At 71.0% G+C, this 17416-nt stretch carries 15 protein-coding genes; 4 read left to right on the forward strand and 11 right to left on the reverse strand.

Going from position 1 to position 17416, the window contains the following annotated elements:
• Nucleotides 1-84: 84 nt before the first annotated feature.
• The 7 genes from ACIQID_RS06605 to ACIQID_RS06635 form a co-directional block, all read right to left on the reverse strand.
• Nucleotides 85-1896 carry an ABC transporter ATP-binding protein gene (locus ACIQID_RS06605; RefSeq protein WP_060923216.1) on the reverse strand — a complete coding sequence of 604 codons (1812 nt, stop codon included), beginning with the start codon at nt 1894-1896 and terminating at the stop codon, nt 85-87.
• A complete protein-coding gene (locus tag ACIQID_RS06610; protein WP_400283131.1) occupies nt 1893-3839 on the reverse strand; it encodes an ABC transporter ATP-binding protein in 1947 nt (648 codons plus the stop codon). Before ACIQID_RS06610 ends, ACIQID_RS06605 begins: the two co-directional genes overlap by 4 nt.
• Nucleotides 3840-4146: 307 nt before the next feature.
• Nucleotides 4147-4644, reverse strand: coding sequence for a methylated-DNA--[protein]-cysteine S-methyltransferase (locus tag ACIQID_RS06615; protein WP_312673449.1), 498 nt, complete (start codon nt 4642-4644; stop codon nt 4147-4149).
• Complete coding sequence (locus tag ACIQID_RS06620; protein ID WP_400283136.1) at nt 4641-6149, reverse strand: DNA-3-methyladenine glycosylase 2 family protein; 1509 nt, start codon at nt 6147-6149, stop codon at nt 4641-4643. The genes ACIQID_RS06615 and ACIQID_RS06620 overlap by 4 nt, the downstream gene beginning before the upstream one ends.
• Nucleotides 6150-6293: 144 nt before the next feature.
• Nucleotides 6294-7901: a bifunctional phosphoribosylaminoimidazolecarboxamide formyltransferase/IMP cyclohydrolase gene (gene purH, locus ACIQID_RS06625; RefSeq protein ID WP_025103782.1), complete on the reverse strand. Its 1608-nt coding sequence runs from the start codon at nt 7899-7901 to the stop codon at nt 6294-6296.
• Between the two features lie 31 nt (nt 7902-7932).
• Entirely contained in the window at nt 7933-8520 is a 588-nt protein-coding gene (gene purN / locus ACIQID_RS06630; RefSeq protein ID WP_136052729.1) for a phosphoribosylglycinamide formyltransferase, read from the reverse strand.
• A gap of 60 nt (nt 8521-8580) precedes the next feature.
• Nucleotides 8581-9966 (reverse strand): DUF6350 family protein, encoded by a 1386-nt coding sequence (locus ACIQID_RS06635; RefSeq protein WP_400283141.1) that lies wholly within the window; start codon nt 9964-9966, stop codon nt 8581-8583.
• 91 nt (nt 9967-10057) lie between these two features.
• Between ACIQID_RS06635 and ACIQID_RS06640 the strand changes: the two genes are divergently transcribed.
• Complete coding sequence (locus ACIQID_RS06640; RefSeq protein WP_312673454.1) at nt 10058-11533, forward strand: NCS2 family permease; 1476 nt, start codon at nt 10058-10060, stop codon at nt 11531-11533.
• 144 nt (nt 11534-11677) lie between these two features.
• Here ACIQID_RS06640 and sucD read toward each other — a convergent pair whose 3' ends face one another.
• Together sucD and sucC are read right to left on the reverse strand one after the other, a co-directional pair.
• The gene (sucD, locus tag ACIQID_RS06645; protein WP_025103778.1) at nt 11678-12580 is read right to left on the reverse strand and encodes a succinate--CoA ligase subunit alpha; all 903 of its coding nucleotides are present in this window, start codon (nt 12578-12580) and stop codon (nt 11678-11680) included.
• Between the two features lie 27 nt (nt 12581-12607).
• Nucleotides 12608-13774 carry an ADP-forming succinate--CoA ligase subunit beta gene (sucC, locus tag ACIQID_RS06650; protein WP_025103777.1) on the reverse strand — a complete coding sequence of 389 codons (1167 nt, stop codon included), beginning with the start codon at nt 13772-13774 and terminating at the stop codon, nt 12608-12610.
• Nucleotides 13775-13948: 174 nt separating this feature from the next.
• On the opposite strand from sucC, the gene ACIQID_RS06655 reads away from it, so the two are divergent.
• The 3 genes from ACIQID_RS06655 to ACIQID_RS06665 all read left to right on the forward strand — a co-directional run bounded on the left by ACIQID_RS06655 (nt 13949) and on the right by ACIQID_RS06665 (nt 16327).
• Nucleotides 13949-14248: a hypothetical protein gene (locus ACIQID_RS06655; protein WP_312673455.1), complete on the forward strand. Its 300-nt coding sequence runs from the start codon at nt 13949-13951 to the stop codon at nt 14246-14248.
• 110 nt (nt 14249-14358) lie between these two features.
• Nucleotides 14359-15024 carry a TetR family transcriptional regulator gene (locus ACIQID_RS06660; protein ID WP_331202392.1) on the forward strand — a complete coding sequence of 222 codons (666 nt, stop codon included), beginning with the start codon at nt 14359-14361 and terminating at the stop codon, nt 15022-15024.
• Between the two features lie 67 nt (nt 15025-15091).
• Nucleotides 15092-16327, forward strand: a complete 1236-nt coding sequence (locus ACIQID_RS06665; RefSeq protein WP_400283146.1) for an acyl-CoA dehydrogenase family protein — start codon at nt 15092-15094, stop codon at nt 16325-16327.
• On the opposite strand, the gene ACIQID_RS06670 is transcribed toward ACIQID_RS06665, so the two are convergent.
• Nucleotides 16324-16872: a GNAT family N-acetyltransferase gene (locus ACIQID_RS06670; protein ID WP_312673457.1), complete on the reverse strand. Its 549-nt coding sequence runs from the start codon at nt 16870-16872 to the stop codon at nt 16324-16326. The genes ACIQID_RS06665 and ACIQID_RS06670 overlap by 4 nt on opposite strands.
• Nucleotides 16872-17354: a hypothetical protein gene (locus tag ACIQID_RS06675; RefSeq protein WP_400283149.1), complete on the reverse strand. Its 483-nt coding sequence runs from the start codon at nt 17352-17354 to the stop codon at nt 16872-16874. The genes ACIQID_RS06670 and ACIQID_RS06675 overlap by 1 nt, the downstream gene beginning before the upstream one ends.
• Nucleotides 17355-17416 lie beyond the last annotated feature (62 nt).

Here is a 17416-nt window from a genome sequence, read left to right on the forward strand (position 1 = left end):
TGCTACCGATCGCGGCGCACGCGCGCCCGGACGAAGAGGCCCCGGCATCCGTACGGATGCCGGGGCCTCCGTCGCGTCACGACGTCAGACGAGCGTCTCCTGCCAGGCCGCGTGCAGCTGGGCGAACTTCCCGGTGCCGCCGATCAGGGCGGCCGGGGTGTCGTCCTCGATGATCCGGCCGTGCTCCATCACGAGCACGCGATCCGCGATCGCGACCGTCGACAGCCGGTGGGCGATGATGATCGCCGTCCGGTCGGCCAGCAGCGTCTGCAGCGCGTCCTGGATCAGCCGCTCGGACGGGATGTCCAGCGAGGCCGTCGCCTCGTCGAGGATCAGCACCGCCGGGTCGGCGAGGAAGGCGCGGGCGAACGAGATGAGCTGTCGCTGCCCTGCCGAGACCCGACCACCGCGCTTGTTCACGTCGGTGTCGTACCCGTCGGGCAGCGCCGAGATGAACGCGTCGGCGCCCACCGCCCGCGCCGCCTCGCGGATCTCGTCCAGAGTCGCATCCGGGCGCCCGAGCGCGATGTTGTCGGCGACGGTCCCGCTGAACAGGTACGCCTCCTGCGTGACCATGACGATCGCACGGCGGAGGTCCTTCGGGTGCAGCGACCGCAGATCGACGCCGTCGAGGGTCACCGTCCCCGCGGACGGGTCGTAGAACCGGGAGATGAGCTTGGCCAGCGTGGACTTGCCCGCCCCCGTCGTCCCGACCAGCGCGATCGTCTGCCCGGCGGGGATGTCGAGCGAGAAGTTCGGCAGGATCGTCTTGTCCTCGTTGTACGCGAACGTGACCTCGTCGAAGCGGATGTGCCCCCGGGACTCCCAGAGGTCCACCGGCTTCTCGGGGTCCGGCACCGTCGGCACCTCTTCGAGGACGCCCGACACCTTCTCCAGCGCCGCGGTGGCGGACTGGTAGGAGTTGAGGAACATCGCGATCTCCTGCATCGGAGCGAAGAAGTTGCGCACGTAGAGCACGGCGGACAGCAGCACGCCGACCGTCAGCGCTCCTTCCGAGACCCGGATGCCGCCCCACAGCACGACGACGCCGAGCACGAGCGCCGCGACGCCCATGAGCCCCGGCTCGAACGTGCCGAACAGCAGCATCGAGCGACGGTTCACGTCGCGGTACTCGCCGGCCACGCCCTGGAAGGCCTCGTCGTTGCGCGGCTCCTTCCGGAAGGCCTTGACCGCGCGGATGCCCGTCATGGTCTCCACGAACTGGACGATCACCTTCGCGCTGATCACCCGGGACTCGCGGTACACGAGCTGCGAGCGCGAGTAGAACCAGCGCATGAGGAAGAACAGCGGCACGCCGCCGATCGCGAGGATCAGACCGGACTGCCAGTCCCACACGCACAGGGCGATGAAGGTGAAGACGCCGAAGAGCACGCCGGAGACGAGCTCGTTCAACCCGCCGTCGAGGAGCTCCTTGATGGAGTCCAGGTCGCTCGTCTGCCGCGAGATGATCCGCCCCGAGGTGTACGACTCGTGGAACTCCAGGCTCAGACGCTGGGTGTGCAGGAAGATGCGCTTGCGCAGGTCCAGCAGGACGGCCTGGGTCAGCTTCGCCGCGATGATGACGTACCAGGCGATGAGCACGGCGGCGAGAGCACCCGCGAGCAGGTAGATCCCGCCGACGACGAACGTCGGCATCCAGTCGGCGTCGTCGAGCACCGCGGGGAGCGCCCGGTCGAGGCCGATGCTGATGAGGATCGGTCCGGCCACCTGCAGCGCCGTCGAAATGACGAGCACCGTGGCGGCGAGCACGATCTGCGGCTTGAGCGGGCGCACCAGCGAGCCGAGCAGCCGCAGCGAGCGGCGGCGGATCGCCCTGCTCTCCTCCGTGGTGAGGCGGGAGCGGTCCTCGTCCTGGGTTCCGGTGAGGGAGCTCATCGCTGCACCTCCTCTCCTGCGAATCGGGGGGCGCCTCCCGGCGCCTCGTCATCGGCATCCTCGCGGAGGCCTTCCTGCACGGTCTCGTGGATCTCGGCCTGCTCGTCGCGGATGATCGGGATGGCCCCGGTGCGGGCGGCCTCCTCGGCCTCCAGGCTGGAGATGACGTGACGGTAGTGCCGACTCGTCTTCAACAGCTCGGTGTGCGTGCCGACGGCGGTGATCCGGCCGTCCTCCAGCAGCGCCACGCGGTCGGCGAGGGCCACGGTGGACGGACGGTGCGCGACGATCATCGCGGTGGTGTCGGCGAGCACGTGCCGCAGCGCCTCCTCCACGAGCGCCTCGGTGTCGACGTCCAGCGCCGACAGCGGATCGTCGAGGACGAGCACCCGGGGGTTGGCGGCCACGGCGCGGGCGAGGGCGAGCCGCTGGCGCTGTCCGCCGGACAGGCTCAGTCCCTCCTCGCCGATCACCGTCTCGACGCCCTCGGGGAGCGTGTCGACGAAGGCGGCCTGGGCGACGTCGAGCGCCTCGCGCAGGACGCGCTCGGCTTCGGGGCTGTGCACGTCGAGGTCGGCGCGGCCGAGCAGGACGTTCTCGCGGACCGAGGCCGAGAAGAGCGTCGCGTCCTCGAACGCCATCGCGATGTGCTCGCGCAGCTCGGCGAGCGTGAGATCGCGCACATCGACGCCGTCGAGCGTGACCCGCCCTCCCGTCACGTCGTACAGCCGCGTCGGCAGGGTCGTCAGCGTGGTCTTGCCGCTGCCGGTGAGGCCCACGAGCGCCATGGTCTCGCCCGGCCGCAGCACGAGGTCGATCCCGTCGAGCAGATCCCGCTCGCCAGCCGCCGCATCCTGGTAGCGGAAGTGCGCGTTCTCGAACGCGAGCTCGCCACGCGGGTTCTCGATGTGCACCGGGTTCTCCGGATCGGTGATGGTGTTCGTCTCCGAGAAGATGTCGAAGACGCGGTCCGTCGCCGTACGCGCGTCGAGCATGAAGGAGAAGAGGAAGCCGATCGACTCGATGGGCCAGCGCAGCACGACCGCCATCGCGAAGAAGGCGAACAGCTCCGCGGACGTGATCGCGTCCTGCGAGATGAGCCAGATGCCCGACATCAGGCTCAGGCCGAAGGCGATCTGCGGCATGAGGTCGAGCCAGAACCAGATCGAGGCGATGGCCCCGGCCTTGCTCATCTCGGTCTCGCGCAGCGTCTCGGCCTGCCGGCTGAAGCGGCGGAGGGCGTGCGTGCCTCGGCCGAACGCCTTGAGCACGCGGATGCCGTGCACGCTCTCCTCGACGCTCGTGGCGAGGTCGCCCGCCTGGTCCTGGCTGCGGCGGGTGAGCGCGCCGTAGCGCTTCTCGAAGAGGTAGCCGCGGATCCACAGCGGGATCGCCGTCACGAGGAAGATCGTGCCCAGCAGCCAGTGCCAGCGGAACAGCAGCACCGAGCCGATGAGGATCGTCAGCACGTTCACGACCAGCAGCACGAGGCCGAAGGCGAGCCATCGGCGGATCAGGCCGATGTCCTGCATCATGCGGCTGAGCAGCTGCCCGGACTGCCACCGGTCGTGGAACGCGACCGGCAGGGTCTGCAGGCGCGAGTAGAGCTCGGTGCGCATGCGGTACTCGACCTGCGTGGCGGGGAACAGCACGAACTGCCGACGGAGCCAGACCATCAGCGCCTCGCCGAGGCCGAGGGCGAACACGGCGAGCGCGCCCCAGACGATCGCATCCAGCGCGCCGGACTGCACAGGGCCGCCGATGATCTGCTCGAGCACGATGGGGATCATCAGCGCGATGAGGGCCGCCGCGAGCGCGCTGGCGGCACCGCCGGCGAGACGCCAGATGACCGGCTTCACGAACGGCTTGAGCCGCCACAGCGCGGCGGGCGTGGAGAGGGTGGACGAGGGGGACGGATTCTGCGCGGAAGACGAGGAAGACATGTCTCTCAGAGGAGTCGAAGGTGAGAAGTAGGGGAGAACGGACGCGAGAGCGAGCTCACGGAGCCCGGCATCCGGTGCAGAAAGGGGGCGGAGGCTCTAGGAGAGCGGGCGCGCCGGGGTCGAGCCGAGGGTGGCGATCCGCGCGGTGGCGATCGTGGTCATGGTGTCCTCCTCAAGGGCTCGGCGAGGTCGTCCGGTTGGCGCGACAGCCCATCAGCCTATTCCTGTGAACGAGCTGAGCGCAAGGGGAATTCCCGGGACGGCGAAGAGCCCGCTCCGTGCGGAGCGGGCTCCTCGGGTCGGGAGGTCAGCGGGCGGCGCGTTCGCGCGCCAGAAGGCTCTCCTTCACGGGCAGCCCCCAGGCGAAGCCGCCGAGGGAGCCGTCGGTGCGGAGCACGCGGTGGCAGGGCACGAACAGGGCCGGGGCGTTGCGCGCGCAGATCGACGCCGCGGCCCGCACCGCCTGAGGATTGCCGAGTCGGGCCGCGAAGCCCGTGTAGGTCAGGGGCTCCCCCGGCGCGATGGTGCGCAGCGCCGCCCAGCCGGCGAGCTGGAGGGCGGTGCCCGTCTGCGCCACCGCGACCGCGTCGATCGCCGCGACGTCGCCCGCGTAGTACGCGCGGACGGCGCCCGCCGCGTCCGTCTCGGCCTCCCGCACCGCATCGGGGCGCACCCGGGCGGGCAGGCGACCGAGGATGGCTTCGACGTCGTCCGTCCAGCCGGACACGAGGACCCGCTGGCGCTCGTCGGCGAGGATCGTGAAGGGACCGTCGGCGGTGTCGAGGGTCTGGATGAGAGCGGTCATGAGGTCTCCTCGGTGTCGGATGGGGTGCCCTGGGCGGGCCGGGCGGCGGATCTGCGCCGCGGTCCGGCGGGACGGATCGGGGCGGCACGCCACAGGTGCGCGCTGAGGTAGCTCCGCCACGGTGCGGTGCGCTCCGCCCAGGCGGTGAGCGCCTTCGGGTCGGCGGGCAGCCCGGACGCGGCGGCACCGGCACGGAGGGCGACGTCGCCGGGGAGCAGCACGTCCGGATCGCCGAGCACCCGCATCCGCACGTAGTCGGCGGTCCAGGGTCCGATGCCGGGCATCGCGAGGAGGGCGGCGCGCTGCGTGGGGCCGTCATCGCCCACGGTGAGGGTCAGACTCCCATCCGCCAGGGCGGCGGCGGCTCCGGTGACGGCGCGGATCCGGGCGGCGGGCCCGCGCAGCACCTCGGCGCCGTGGGCCGCGATGGCCGACATCGTCGGGAACAGGAGGCCGTCGGGGGTCCGCTCCCCCAGCGCGTCGGTGAGGGCGGTGAGCGCCGTGCGGGCGGCGACGACCGTGATCTGCTGCCCGATCATCGCGCGGATGAGCATCTCGTGCGGATCGGCTGCCCCGGGCACGCGGATGCCGGGGGTCCGCGCCACGAGGGGGGCGAGGGGCGGATGCGCCGCCAGGGCCTCGTCGATCGCGAGGGGGTCGGCGTCGAGGTCGAAGATGCGGCGCGCGGTGGCCACCAGCGGCGCGAGGTCGCCGAGCTGCGCGACCCGGGCCCGGAGGTGCAGCCGCTCCGTCTCCTCCTGACGTACCTCGAACCACGCGGGGCCGCCCGGCATCCGGAGGTGCCGGGAGAACGAGGTCGCCGTGGTCTCCTCGACGCCGGTCACCGCCCGCGCCGCCATCCACGCGAAGATCCCGGCCGCATCCAGGGGACCCCGGTACGGCAGGACCAGGTCGATCGTCCCCGGGACGGCCGCGGAGGGGGTGCGGCGGCGGGCGCGCAGCTCCCCCGGCGTGAGCCCGAACACCTCGCGGATCGTGTCGTTGCCCTGGCGAATGCTGTGGAAGCCGGCGGCGAAGGCGACATCGGCGATGGGCATGTCGGTTCCCACGAGCAGCATGCGGGCGGTGTGGGCGCGGTGCGCTCTCGCCAGTGCGAGCGGTCCGGCGCCGAGTTCGGTCGTCAGCAGCCGCGTGAGATGACGGCTCGAGTAGCCGAGTCGCGACGCGAGTCCTGACACGCCCTCGCGCTCGACCACACCGGACGCGATCAGCCGCATGGCCCGGGCGGCGGTGTCTCCACGGACGTCCCACGCGGGCGACCCGGGGGCGGCCTCCGGCAGGCAGCGCTTGCATGCGCGGTACCCCGCCTCGTGCGCCGCGGCACTCGTCGGATAGAACGTGACGTTCTGCGGCTTGGGAGTGCGCGCGGGGCAGCTCGGACGGCAGTAGATCCCGGTCGAGCGCACGGCGGTGACGAACTGCCCGTCGAAGCGGGTGTCCCGAGCGCTGATCGCCCGGTAGCGCTCGTCGAAGGAGGGGCTCATGTCCTCCACCCTCTCACCCCCGCGCGGCTACGGCTGGCGGAAATCGGACATCGCGGTTCCCTCCCCGAGACCCCGCCCACGCGCCGAGACCCCGGCGTGCAGACGTGCGCACGCCGGGGTCTCGGCAGAAGACCGGGGTCTCGGTCAGTGGAAGAAGTGGCGCTCCCCCGTGAAGAACATCGTGACGCCGGCCTTGCGCGCGGCATCCACGACCTCCTCGTCCCGCACGGAGCCGCCGGGCTGCACGATCGCCGTGACACCCGCGTCGATGAGTACCTGGGCACCGTCCGCGAACGGGAAGAACGCGTCGGACGAGGCGACGGATCCGGCGGCACGATCTCCTGCACGCTCCACCGCGAGGCGGCACGAGTCGACGCGGTTGACCTGGCCCATGCCGACGCCGACCGTCGCGTTGTCCTTCGCCAGCACGATCGCGTTCGACTTCACGGCCCGGCAGGCCTTCCACGCGAAGATCAGGTTCTCCATCTCCTCGTCGCTCGGACGCTCCCCCGACACGAGCTCCCAGTTCTTGGCGACGGAGACGATGTCGTCCGGGAAGCGGTCCGCGTCCTGGAGCAGGAGACCGCCGGACACGAGGCGCACGTCCATGCGCTCCTGCTGCCAGTCCTCGGGGAGCTGCAGCAGCCGCAGGTTCTTCTTCGCCTTGAAGACCTCGAGGGCCGCGGGCTCGAACGACGGCGCGACGATGACCTCGGTGAAGATGTCCTTGAGGTTCTCGGCCATCTTCAGCGTCACGGTACCGTTCGCGGCGATCACGCCGCCGTACGCCGACACGGGGTCGCACTCGTGGGCGCGGAGGTGCGCGCTGGCGATCGGGTCGAGGGCATTCGGGGCGGTCGTGGCGATCCCGCAGGGGTTGGCGTGCTTGATGATCGCGACCGCGGGCTTGACCATGTCGTAGGCGGCGCGCAGGGCGGCGTCCGCGTCGACGTAGTTGTTGTACGACATCTCCTTGCCCTGCAGCTGCGTGGCCTGGGCGATGCCGTGGCCGCCGGCGCGGGTGTAGATGGCGCCGCGCTGGTGGGAGTTCTCGCCGTAGCGGAGCGTGGCGAGCCGCTCGGCCTGGATCGTCAGGTGCGCCGGGAGGTCGCCCGGGTCGTTGAGCGTGCCTTCGGCGAACCACTGCGCGACGGCCGTGTCGTAGGCCGCGGTGTGTGCGAAGGCCCGCGCCGCGAGCTCCCGCCGCTGGGCGAGCGAGGTGCCGCCCTGTGCCACGGCCGCGATGATCGCCGGGTAGGACTGCGGCGACACGACGATCGCGACGTTGGCGTGGTTCTTCGCCGCCGCACGCACCATGGCGGGGCCGCCGATGTCGATCTGCTCCACCACGTCGTCACCCTCGGCACCGGAGGCCACGGTCTCCACGAACGGGTAGAGGTTGACGACGACGAGCTCGAACGGTGCGATGTCGAGGTCGGCGAGCTGCCGCTCGTGATCCTCCAGGCGCAGGTCGGCGAGCAGCCCGCCGTGCACCTTCGGATGCAGGGTCTTGACGCGGCCGTCGAGCATCTCGGCGACACCCGTGACCGCGGCCACGTCCGTCACCTCGAAGCCGGCGTCGCGGATGGTGGACGCCGTCGAACCGGTCGAGACGATCTCGACGCCCGCCTCCGCCAGCGCGGCGGCGAGCACGAGCAGGTCGGTCTTGTCGCTGACCGAGACGAGAGCGCGCCGGATCGGCACGGTGTCGCGATCGCGGTAGAGCGTGGGGTCGTGGCGGGGGCCGGCCATGATGGGCTCCTTCGTGCGGGGGCGTCGGGGGTCAGGGGGCGGAGGTCAGGGAGAGGTCGCCGGTCGCGATGCGCCGGACGACGTCGATGAGGAGCCGGCGCTCGACCGGCTTGATGCGCTCGTGCAGCGTGTGCTCGGTGTCGTCGGCCCGGATCGGCACACGCTCCTGCGCGAGGATGGGGCCGGTGTCGACCCCGTCGTCCACGACGATCACACTGGCGCCGGTCTCCCGGACACCCGCGGCGAGGGCGTCGCGGACGCCGTGCGCTCCGGGGAACTCCGGGAGGTACGCGGGATGGGTGTTGATGATCCGCGGCGCGTAGGCGGCGACGAGGGAGGACGGCAGCAGGCGCATGAGGCCGCTGAGCACCACGAGGTCCGGCGTCCAGACGGCGAGCTGACGACCCAGCTCCTCTCCCCACGCCTCGCGGCTCTCGTGCTCGTGCCATGGCACGGTGAAACTGGGGATGCCGAACTCCTCGGCGTGGGCCAGACCGTCGGCTTCGCGATCCGCCCCCACGACGACGACCCGGGCCGGGAAATCGGGGTGACGAGCGGCCTCGAGGAGGGCGCGAAGGTTCGAGCCGGCGCCCGAGATGAGTACGGCGACCGTGAGCACGCGCCCAGTCTACCGGCGCACCGCAGACGCGCCGTCCCGGCCGCGGGGGCGGGAGGACGGCTAGGGGCGATCGTCGCCGCCGGGATCGCGCGGGGGCATGCCCCGGTCCGGCAGGGCGTCCAGCGGCGCGGTCTCCCCGGAGGACGGGAACCCCGGGTGCGGCGCCCCCGCGCCGTCGGCGGGATCCTCGGAGGCCAGCGTCGACATCTCGGCGATCCAGCGGTCCGTGCGCTCCTCGGCGACCTCGTCCCGGTGGCGGGGCGACAGCAACAGGATCGCCGCGCCGACGAGCACCTCCGCGCCGAGGGACAGCGCGAACGGCAGCACCGCGGGACCGACGGTCGCGAGGCGTCCCGGCCCCATCGACCCGTTCGCGAACGTCGCGGCGAGCGCGGCGACGCCGGCCGCGACCGCAGCGATCCCCACCGCGATCACCGCCCGCTGCAGGATGCCCAGCGGCGTCCCCTCCCACACCAGGCGCGAGCGGACGGCCCACCCCGCGAACGCCCCGGCGGCCACCGGGATCAGGACCACGATGAGCATCCAGATCGAGGAGTTCTCCGGCAACAGGCCGAACGCCGGGATGCCGGGCACGACGCCGAGCTGGGTGCCGGCGGGCGACACCGCGGTTCCCGCACCGACCGCGAACCCGGGGCCGGTCAGCCACGCGGCCGCCCACACCACGAAGGTCGGCAGATACGCGAGCTGCCCGAGGGTCAGCACGGTCGCCCCGAGAGCGTCGACCCGGGCCGCCTGGAACAGCGCGACGACCTCTCCGCCCCGTGTGAGGACCGACAGGGCGACGGCCAGGGCGGCGGCACCCGTCACGCCCACGAGCGCGAACGCGGCGCCGCGCACGATCGAGGAGGGCACCGGGGCCCAGTCCTCCCGGGAATCCAGGACGTCGTGGACGCGGTCGAGCAGTCCGCCGTCGCCGTCCTCCCACGCCACCCGCACCGCGCCGCACACCGCGCCCACGAGGTACACGGCGGGGGGCAGCAGGATGGCGAGAGCCGGCGGGACCTGCGCCGCCCCGAGCGCCGACGTGAGGGCGACCACCGTGGAGATGACGGCGAACACGACGGTGCCCGACAGCGACCCCAGCAGCCACGCACCGGAGCGCGCCGCGCCGCCTCCGGAGCGCGCCGCGAAGAGCAGGGTGAGGAGCAGGAAGGCCAGCGGCGTGACCGAGACGACGAACCGCGCGGCGTCTGCGGGGATCGCCAGGGCGACGAGCAGCGCGTCCGGGATCGTGATGTCCAGGGGGACGCCGTGGCCGAACTCCCAGAGCGTGCCGGTGAGCGGCCAGAGCGCGCCCCAGTCGGCGGTGATCCCGAAGGCCAGCGTCCAGAGGAGCGTCAACGGGGCCAGCAGCACGACGAGCCCGATGGCCGCCGCGATGGCGGCATCGAGGGCGGCGAGGAGCGCGACGAGGAGGCGTTGCATAGCGCTTCCGAGACTACGACGAGTTCCTTCCCGTCCCCCGTGGGCGCGCGCGAGGGCGGCGACACGGTAGCGTTTCTCCGGAGGTTTCCCGATGACTACTGCCCCGCCCGCCCCGGCATCCACCGAACCCGCCGGTACCCTGGACCGCTTCTTCGAGATCAGCAAGCGCGGATCGACGATCGGCACCGAGATCCGTGGAGGCCTCGTGACGTTCGTCACGATGGCCTACATCGTGATCCTGAACCCGATCATCCTGTCCGGAAAGCCGGACGTCGCCGGCGACATGCTCGACTTCAACGCCGTCGGCGCCGCCACGGCCCTGACCGCCGGCGTCATGACGATCCTCTTCGGCGTCGTCACCCGTCTGCCGTTCGGCTTCGCCGCCGGTCTCGGCATCAACGCCTTCGTCGCGTTCTCCGTCGTCGGCCAGGTCACCTGGCCCGAGGCGATGGCGCTCGTGATGATCAACGGCGTCGTGATCGTCCTCCTCGCCGCCACCGGGCTGCGGAAGGCGATCTTCGACGCCGTGCCGTTCCAGCTGAAGATCGCGATCACGGTCGGCATCGGCCTCTTCATCGCCTTCATCGGGTTCGTCAACTCCGGCTTCGTCACCGCGACCGGCGCCTCGTCCCCTCCCGTCGGCCTCGGCGTCAACGGCTCCGTGGCGACCGTGCCGAGCCTGCTGTTCGTGATCACGCTGCTGCTCACCGGCATCCTCGTCGCGCTCCGCATCAAGGGCGGCATGCTCATCGGCCTCATCGGCGGCACCGTGCTCGCGGTCATCGTCGAGGCGATCTGGCACATCGGCGCCCGCGGCGTCGATGACGAGGGCAATGTCGTCAACCCCGGCGGCTGGGGCCTCACCGTCCCGGCGCTGAACGGCTCTCCCGTCAGCGTCCCCGACCTGAGCCTCATCGGCGCCGTCGACTTCTCGTTCGACCTCGGCAAGGTCAGCCTCGTCGCGCTCGTGATGATCGTGTTCACGCTCCTCTTCACGAACTTCTTCGACGCCATGGGCACGATGACGGGCCTGGCGAAGGAGGCGAACCTCGCGGACGACAACGGCGACTTCCCGCGCATCAAGTCGGCGCTGGTGGTCGAGGGCGTCGGAGCGATCGCCGGTGGTGCGACCTCGTCGTCCTCCAGCACGGTCTTCATCGAGTCCGGCGCCGGCATCGGGGAGGGTGCCAGGACGGGTCTCGCGAACGTCGTGACGGGCATCGTGTTCCTCATCGCGATGTTCCTCACCCCGCTGACCTCGATCGTCCCGACCGAGATCGCCGCCGCGGCGCTCATCATCGTGGGTGCCATGATGATGGCCCAGATCCGGCACATCGACTTCAGCGACTTCCGGGTGCTCCTGCCGGTGTTCCTCACGGTCTCGGTCATGCCGCTGACGTACTCGATCGCCAACGGCATCGGGGCGGGCTTCGTGAGCTGGGTGCTCATCCACGCCTTCTCCGGCAAGGCCAAGACCATCAGCCCGCTGCTGTGGGTGGTCGGCGCCGGCTTCCTCATCTTCTTCGCCCGGGGTCCCATCGAGGCCCTCTTCGGCGTCGGGATCTAGCCCCGCTTCGAATCGCGCAAATGGCCCCATTCCGACACGGAATGGGGCCATTTGCGCGACTTGAGGGGGTGGGCCGGCCGGAACCGGGGTATGACGAAGGCCCCGGGGTGGAGCCCGGGGCCTTCAGGTCAAGCGTAGCTCAGATCAGAGCGACTCGATGATCTCGCGCATGAGAGCGGCGGTCTCGGACGGCGTCTTGCCGACCTTGACGCCGGCGGCCTCGAGGGCCTCCTTCTTCGCCTGCGCGGTACCGGCGGAACCGGAGACGATCGCACCCGCGTGACCCATGGTCTTGCCCTCGGGAGCCGTGAAGCCCGCGACGTAGCCGACGACGGGCTTGGTGACGTTCGCCTTGATGTACTCGGCTGCACGCTCCTCGGCGTCGCCGCCGATCTCGCCGATCATGACGATCGCCTTGGTCTCGGGGTCGGCCTCGAACGCGGCGAGCGCGTCGATGTGCGTGGTGCCGATGACCGGGTCGCCGCCGATGCCGATGGCGGTCGAGAAGCCGAGGTCGCGCAGCTCGAACATCATCTGGTACGTCAGGGTGCCGGACTTCGACACGAGGCCGATCGGGCCCTTGCCGGTGATGTTCGCGGGCGTGATGCCGACGAGCGCCTCGCCGGGGGTGATGATGCCGGGGCAGTTCGGCCCGATGATGCGGGTCTTGTTGCCCTTGCTCTGCGCGTACGCCCAGGCCTCGGCCGAATCGCCCACGGGGACGCCCTCGGTGATGACGACGAGCAGCGGGATCTCGGCGTCGATGGCCTCGATCATCGCGTCCTTCGTGAAGGCGCCGGGGACGAAGGCGATCGACACGTCGGCGCCGGTCTCCTTCATGGCCTCGGCGACCGAGCCGAAGACGGGGAGCTCGACGGCGTTGCCGTCCTTGTCCGTGTGCGAGACCGTGGTGCCGGCCTTGCGGGCGTTGACGCCGCCGACGACCTGGGTGCCGGCCTTGAGCATCAGCGCGGTGTGCTTGGTGCCCTCGCCGCCGGTGATGCCCTGGACGATGACCTTGGAGTCCTTGTTGAGGTAGATAGACATAGCTCTGGTTCCTTGTGTCTCAGGCGATCAGGCGTTGGCGAGCTCGGCGGCCTTGTCGGCGCCCTCGTCCATGGTGGCGGCCAGGGTGACCAGCGGGTGCGCGTAGTCGGCGAGGATCGCGCGACCCTCGTCGACGCGGTTGCCGTCGAGGCGGACGACGAGCGGCTTCGAGGCCGTGTCGCCCAGCGTCTCCAGGGCGCCCTTGATGCCGTTGGCGACGGCGTCGCACGCCGTGATGCCGCCGAACACGTTGACGAACACGCTCTTGACCTGCGGGTCGCCGAGGATGACGTCGAGGCCGGCGGCCATGACCTCGGCCGAGGCTCCGCCTCCGATGTCGAGGAAGTTGGCGGGCTTGACGCCGTTGTGGTTCTCACCGGCGTAGGCGACGACGTCGAGCGTCGACATGACCAGGCCTGCGCCGTTGCCGATGATGCCGACCTCGCCGTCGAGCTTGACGTAGTTGAGGCCGGACGCCTTGGCCTTGGCCTCGAGCGGGTCGGCGGCGTCCTTGTCCTCGAGCGCCTCGTGCTCGGGGTGGCGGATCTCGGAGGCGTTGTCGTCGAGCGTGACCTTGCCGTCGAGCGCGATGATGTCGCCGTCTTCGGTGCGGACGAGCGGGTTGACCTCGACGAGCGTCGCGTCCTCACCCTTGTAGACGTCGTACAGCTTCACGAACACGTCGGAGACCTTCTCGACGAGGTCCTCCGGGAAGTTCGCGGCGCGGGCGATCTCGACCGCCTTCTCCTTGTCGATGCCGGTCAGCGGGTTGACCTCGACGCGGGCGAGCGCCTCGGGCTTCTCGACGGCGAGCTGCTCGATCTCCATGCCGCCCTCGACGGAGCAGAGGGAGAGGTAGGAGCGGTTGGCGCGGTCGAGCAGCACGGAGAAGTAGAACTCCTCGGCGATGCGGGCACCCTGCGCGACCATGACGCGCTTGACGACGTGGCCCTTGATGTCGAGGCCGAGGATGGCCTTCGCGGCCTCGTACGCCTCGTCGGGGGTCTTGGCGACCTTGACACCGCCGGCCTTGCCGCGGCCTCCGGTCTTGACCTGGGCCTTGACGACCACGACACCGCCGATCTTCTCGGCAGCCGCCTTCACCTCCTCGGGGGTGTCCGCGACGATGCCGGCGAGGACCGGCACTCCGTACTTCTCGAAAACGTCTCGTGCCTGGTACTCGTACAGATCCACTGTGCTTCCTTCACTGGGCTGCGGTCTGGTCTGGTGATTCTCTCGATGTCGAGACATCGACCAGTCCCCCAGCCTACTACCGCAGGCTGAGCGCTCCGACGCCCCGACGCCCTCCCCGACCCGCCGACGCCTCCGGTACGATCCTCAGCGTCGGAGCAGGACGAAGGAGACCACGTGAGCGACCTCACCGCCACCCAGGCGCAGCGCATCATCCGCGAGGAGAAGCTCACCGCGACCGCCAACTGGTTCGGCCCTACAGGCCGGCCTCAGTCGTCCGCCTGGATCGAGCGCGAAGGCGAGGAGTGGATCGTCTGGGAGGCCGACGAGCGCGGTGAGCGCTTCCATGCGCCGCTCCGCTTCCGCTCGGAAGCCGAGGCCCTGGACCTCTTCATACGGATCGCTCGGCGGTATCGGGCATCGGACTCGCGCGCGACTCGGCGAACCCCGGACACCTCGCGTCCCCCGCAAGGATGAGGACGGACGGCCGCATACTCTCGCAGGGACGCGGATCCTGGACCCGCGTCAGCGGGGCGCTTCCGCGAGGACACTCGGGCGCGGGCCGCGCGGCGGTCTAGGATTTCGCCATGCACGAATCCGCAGAGCTGCGCACCGGGGGCGTCGTCGCCGCCGCGCTCGAACTCTTCAGCGCCCAGGGGTTCGACCAGACGTCCGTGGAGCAGATCGCCAAGGCCGCCGGCGTCTCCCGGTCGACCTTCTTCCGGCAGTTCGGCGGCAAGGAGGACGTGGTCTTCGCCGATCACGAGGTCCTGCTGGAGCAGCTTCGGGAGTTCCTCGAGGAGGGGCACGACGATCCGTGGGGCGCGGTCTGCGCGGCATCGGAGTCCGTGTTCACGCACTTCGCGAACGACCCGGAGCTCGCGCGACGGCGTTACCAGATCGTGCGGGAGGTGCCGGTGCTCCGCGAACGCGAGATCATCACCGTGTTCCGCTATGAGCGGCTGTTCGACGAGTACCTGCGCAGCGCCCTGCCGGGAGTGGATCCGCTGGACGCGGTGGGCTTCGCCGCGCTCGTGACGGCGGTGCACAACCACGTGCTGCGGCAGCTCCTGCGCGGACGGAAGAAGGTGCCGCTGTCCACCCTCCAGTCCGCGCTCGCGGACGCGCGTCGGCGGTACGGCGTGGGCGAGGCCGCCGACGCGGGTGCTCCGGACGACGTGGTCGTGGCGGTCTTCCCCCGCTCGATGCCGATCGCCGAGGTGACCAGGAGGCTCCGCTCCGAGCTCGACTGAGCCGACCGCGGCTGTCGTGATACCGAGTATCGAGGAGTACGATACCTGGTGTCACGAAGGAGCACCCATGAGCACTGAAGCCTCCCCCGTCCCCGGCGAGCACGTCTCGTCCTACGACGTCACCGGGCGGCAGGACAGCGACTACTACGCCGTCTTCGCCGACATCCCCGCCGCCGACCGGGAAGCCTGGGACCGCGCGAAGGCGTACGTCGACGAGGTCGCCCCGCAGATGGCCGAGGCGTGGGACCGCGCCGAGTACCCGCTCGACGCCGCACGCCGCATGGGGGAGATGGACCTCGTCGTCGACGGCGTCGACCACCCCGCGCTGACCCGGCTCTCCCCGCTCGCCGCGGGCCTGGTCAACATGGAGATCTCCCGCGGCGACGGTTCCCTCGGCACGATCCTCGCCGTGCAGGGCGGCCTCGCGCTGCGGACGCTCGCCCTGTTCGGCTCCTCCGCTCAGCAGGACCGCTGGCTCACGGCACTCGCCGACGGCTCGGTGCTCGGGTCCTTCGCCCTGACCGAGCCCGACCACGGCTCCGACTCCGTCTCGCTGGAGACCGTGGCCCGCCGCGACGGGGACTCCTGGGTGCTCCGCGGTGCCAAGAAGTGGATCGGCAACGGCGCCTCGGGCGGGATCACGTTCGTCTGGGCGCGGGTCGACGACGAGTCCGCCGTCGAGCACGGGGCGGTGCGGTGCTTCCTCGTCGAGCAGGACACCCCCGGATACACCGGCACCGTGATCCGCGGGAAGGCCTCCCTCCGCGCGATCCATCAGGCCCACATCCGCCTGGACGACGTGCGGGTGCCGCGGGACGCGGTGCTGCCGGGGACGAAGAGCTTCAAGGACGCCTCGACCGTGCTGTACGCCACCCGGTCCGGGGTCGCCTGGTCGGCGCTGGGTCACGCGACGGCCTGCTACGAGGCGGCGCTGGCCTACGCGAAGCAGCGCGTGCAGTTCGGCAAGCCCCTCGCGAAGTTCCAGATGGTGCAGGAGCGGCTCACGCACATGCTGGAGGATCTGACGGCGATGCAGCTCTACTGCCGCCGGATGGCGGATCTGGAGCAGGCGGGGGCCCTGCGGCCGACGCAGGCCTCGCTCGCGAAGTTCCACAACACCCGGGCGGCCCGGCGGATCGCCGCGACGGCGCGGGATCTCCTCGGCGGCAACGGCATCCTCCTGGAGAACGGCGTCATGCAGCACATGGCCGACATCGAGGCCATCCACACCTACGAGGGCACCGAATCCGTGCAGGCCCTGCTGCTCGGCCGCGACATCACCGGGATGAGCGCCTTCGCCTAGCCCTTCGAATCGCTCACTTTGCTGCATTCGGCGGCCGGATGCAGCAAAGTGCGCGACTCGAAGCAGAGGAGGCGGTCCCGGTCGTCCCAGGCGTCGACGGGGCGGAAGCCGCGGGACGTGTAGAGCCGGATCGCGGCGTCGCGCCAGTCCCAGACCGACAGCCGCACCGTCCCCTCGGCCTCCGCCAGGACGGCGTCGAGCAGCGCGGACCCGACACCTCGGCCGCGGACCGCCGGATCCGCCCAGAGCCGCTTGATCTCGGTGTACCCGGCATGCGGAAGGGCGATCACCACGCCGACCGGAGCCCCGGCGAGTTCCGCCACGAGCACCCGTCCTCCGGCGTATGCGGTCGCGGGGTCACGCACCTCCGGCCGGTACCGCTCGGGGAGCTCGCCCTCAGGCTCCGCGGGGTCACCCAGGACGTCGTGCTTCTCCTGCTCGGTCTGCCGGAGATACGTCGACACGGCGGCACCGACGAACGCGGAATCCCGCGGCCACTCCGCCTCGCGGACGGAGACGCCGCCGCGCGCGGAACCGGCACGCATCAGTCGCAGCCGCAACCGCCGGCGGGGGTCTTCACCATGAAGCACACGTCGCACACGCCATAGTCGCGCTCGACGGGCTTCGGAGCCGCCGGGGTGCGCGGGGCAGCGGGGGTGCGCGGCGTCGTGGAGCGCTGGGCCTTGACCGGGGTCTGCGGGGCGAACTCGCTCGGGTGCGTCACGTAGAAGTAGGGCGCGCGTCCCTCGCTGGGCTGCAGGCGGAGGCGGGTGGACCCGACGGTCACGACCTCGTCCTCCGTGAAGCCGTTGGTGTACGTGCGGCCGATGTGCAGCGCCGCCCCGTCGCGGCGGATTGCCTCGATGTAGCGACCGCGATCGATCAGCGAGGTCACCCCCGCGGAATCGACGATCTCGGTGATGAACGCATGGTTCACCGGATCGATGCGGTGCGCGCGGAGCGCCTCGGGAAGCGAGCGGTACGGACGGGAGGTGCCGGCGGGGGTCGGGCCCTGGACTTCATTCATCCCTTCCAGGATCGCACGGCGCAACCCCCTCCGCCGACCGGGGGCTCGCGTGCGAGACTGAC

The organism is Microbacterium sp. NPDC091676 (genome assembly GCF_044756645.1).
Taxonomy (GTDB): domain Bacteria; phylum Actinomycetota; class Actinomycetes; order Actinomycetales; family Microbacteriaceae; genus Microbacterium; species Microbacterium paraoxydans_D.

Excerpts from the sequence above, each read along its gene's own strand:
- ACIQID_RS06675 (WP_400283149.1), bottom strand. The coding sequence starts at position 17,354 with ATGAATGAAGTCCAGGGCCCGACCCCCGCCGGCACCTCCCGTCCGTAC.
- ACIQID_RS06610 (WP_400283131.1), bottom strand. The coding sequence starts at position 3,839 with ATGTCTTCCTCGTCTTCCGCGCAGAATCCGTCCCCCTCGTCCACCCTC.
- ACIQID_RS06670 (WP_312673457.1), bottom strand. The coding sequence starts at position 16,872 with ATGCGTGCCGGTTCCGCGCGCGGCGGCGTCTCCGTCCGCGAGGCGGAG.
- sucD (WP_025103778.1), bottom strand. The coding sequence starts at position 12,580 with ATGTCTATCTACCTCAACAAGGACTCCAAGGTCATCGTCCAGGGCATC.
- ACIQID_RS06605 (WP_060923216.1), bottom strand. The coding sequence starts at position 1,896 with ATGAGCTCCCTCACCGGAACCCAGGACGAGGACCGCTCCCGCCTCACC.
- purH (WP_025103782.1), bottom strand. The coding sequence starts at position 7,901 with ATGGCCGGCCCCCGCCACGACCCCACGCTCTACCGCGATCGCGACACC.
- ACIQID_RS06660 (WP_331202392.1), top strand. The coding sequence starts at position 14,359 with ATGCACGAATCCGCAGAGCTGCGCACCGGGGGCGTCGTCGCCGCCGCG.
- ACIQID_RS06615 (WP_312673449.1), bottom strand. The coding sequence starts at position 4,644 with ATGACCGCTCTCATCCAGACCCTCGACACCGCCGACGGTCCCTTCACG.
- ACIQID_RS06640 (WP_312673454.1), top strand. The coding sequence starts at position 10,058 with ATGACTACTGCCCCGCCCGCCCCGGCATCCACCGAACCCGCCGGTACC.
- ACIQID_RS06620 (WP_400283136.1), bottom strand. The coding sequence starts at position 6,149 with ATGAGCCCCTCCTTCGACGAGCGCTACCGGGCGATCAGCGCTCGGGAC.
- ACIQID_RS06665 (WP_400283146.1), top strand. The coding sequence starts at position 15,092 with ATGAGCACTGAAGCCTCCCCCGTCCCCGGCGAGCACGTCTCGTCCTAC.
- ACIQID_RS06635 (WP_400283141.1), bottom strand. The coding sequence starts at position 9,966 with ATGCAACGCCTCCTCGTCGCGCTCCTCGCCGCCCTCGATGCCGCCATC.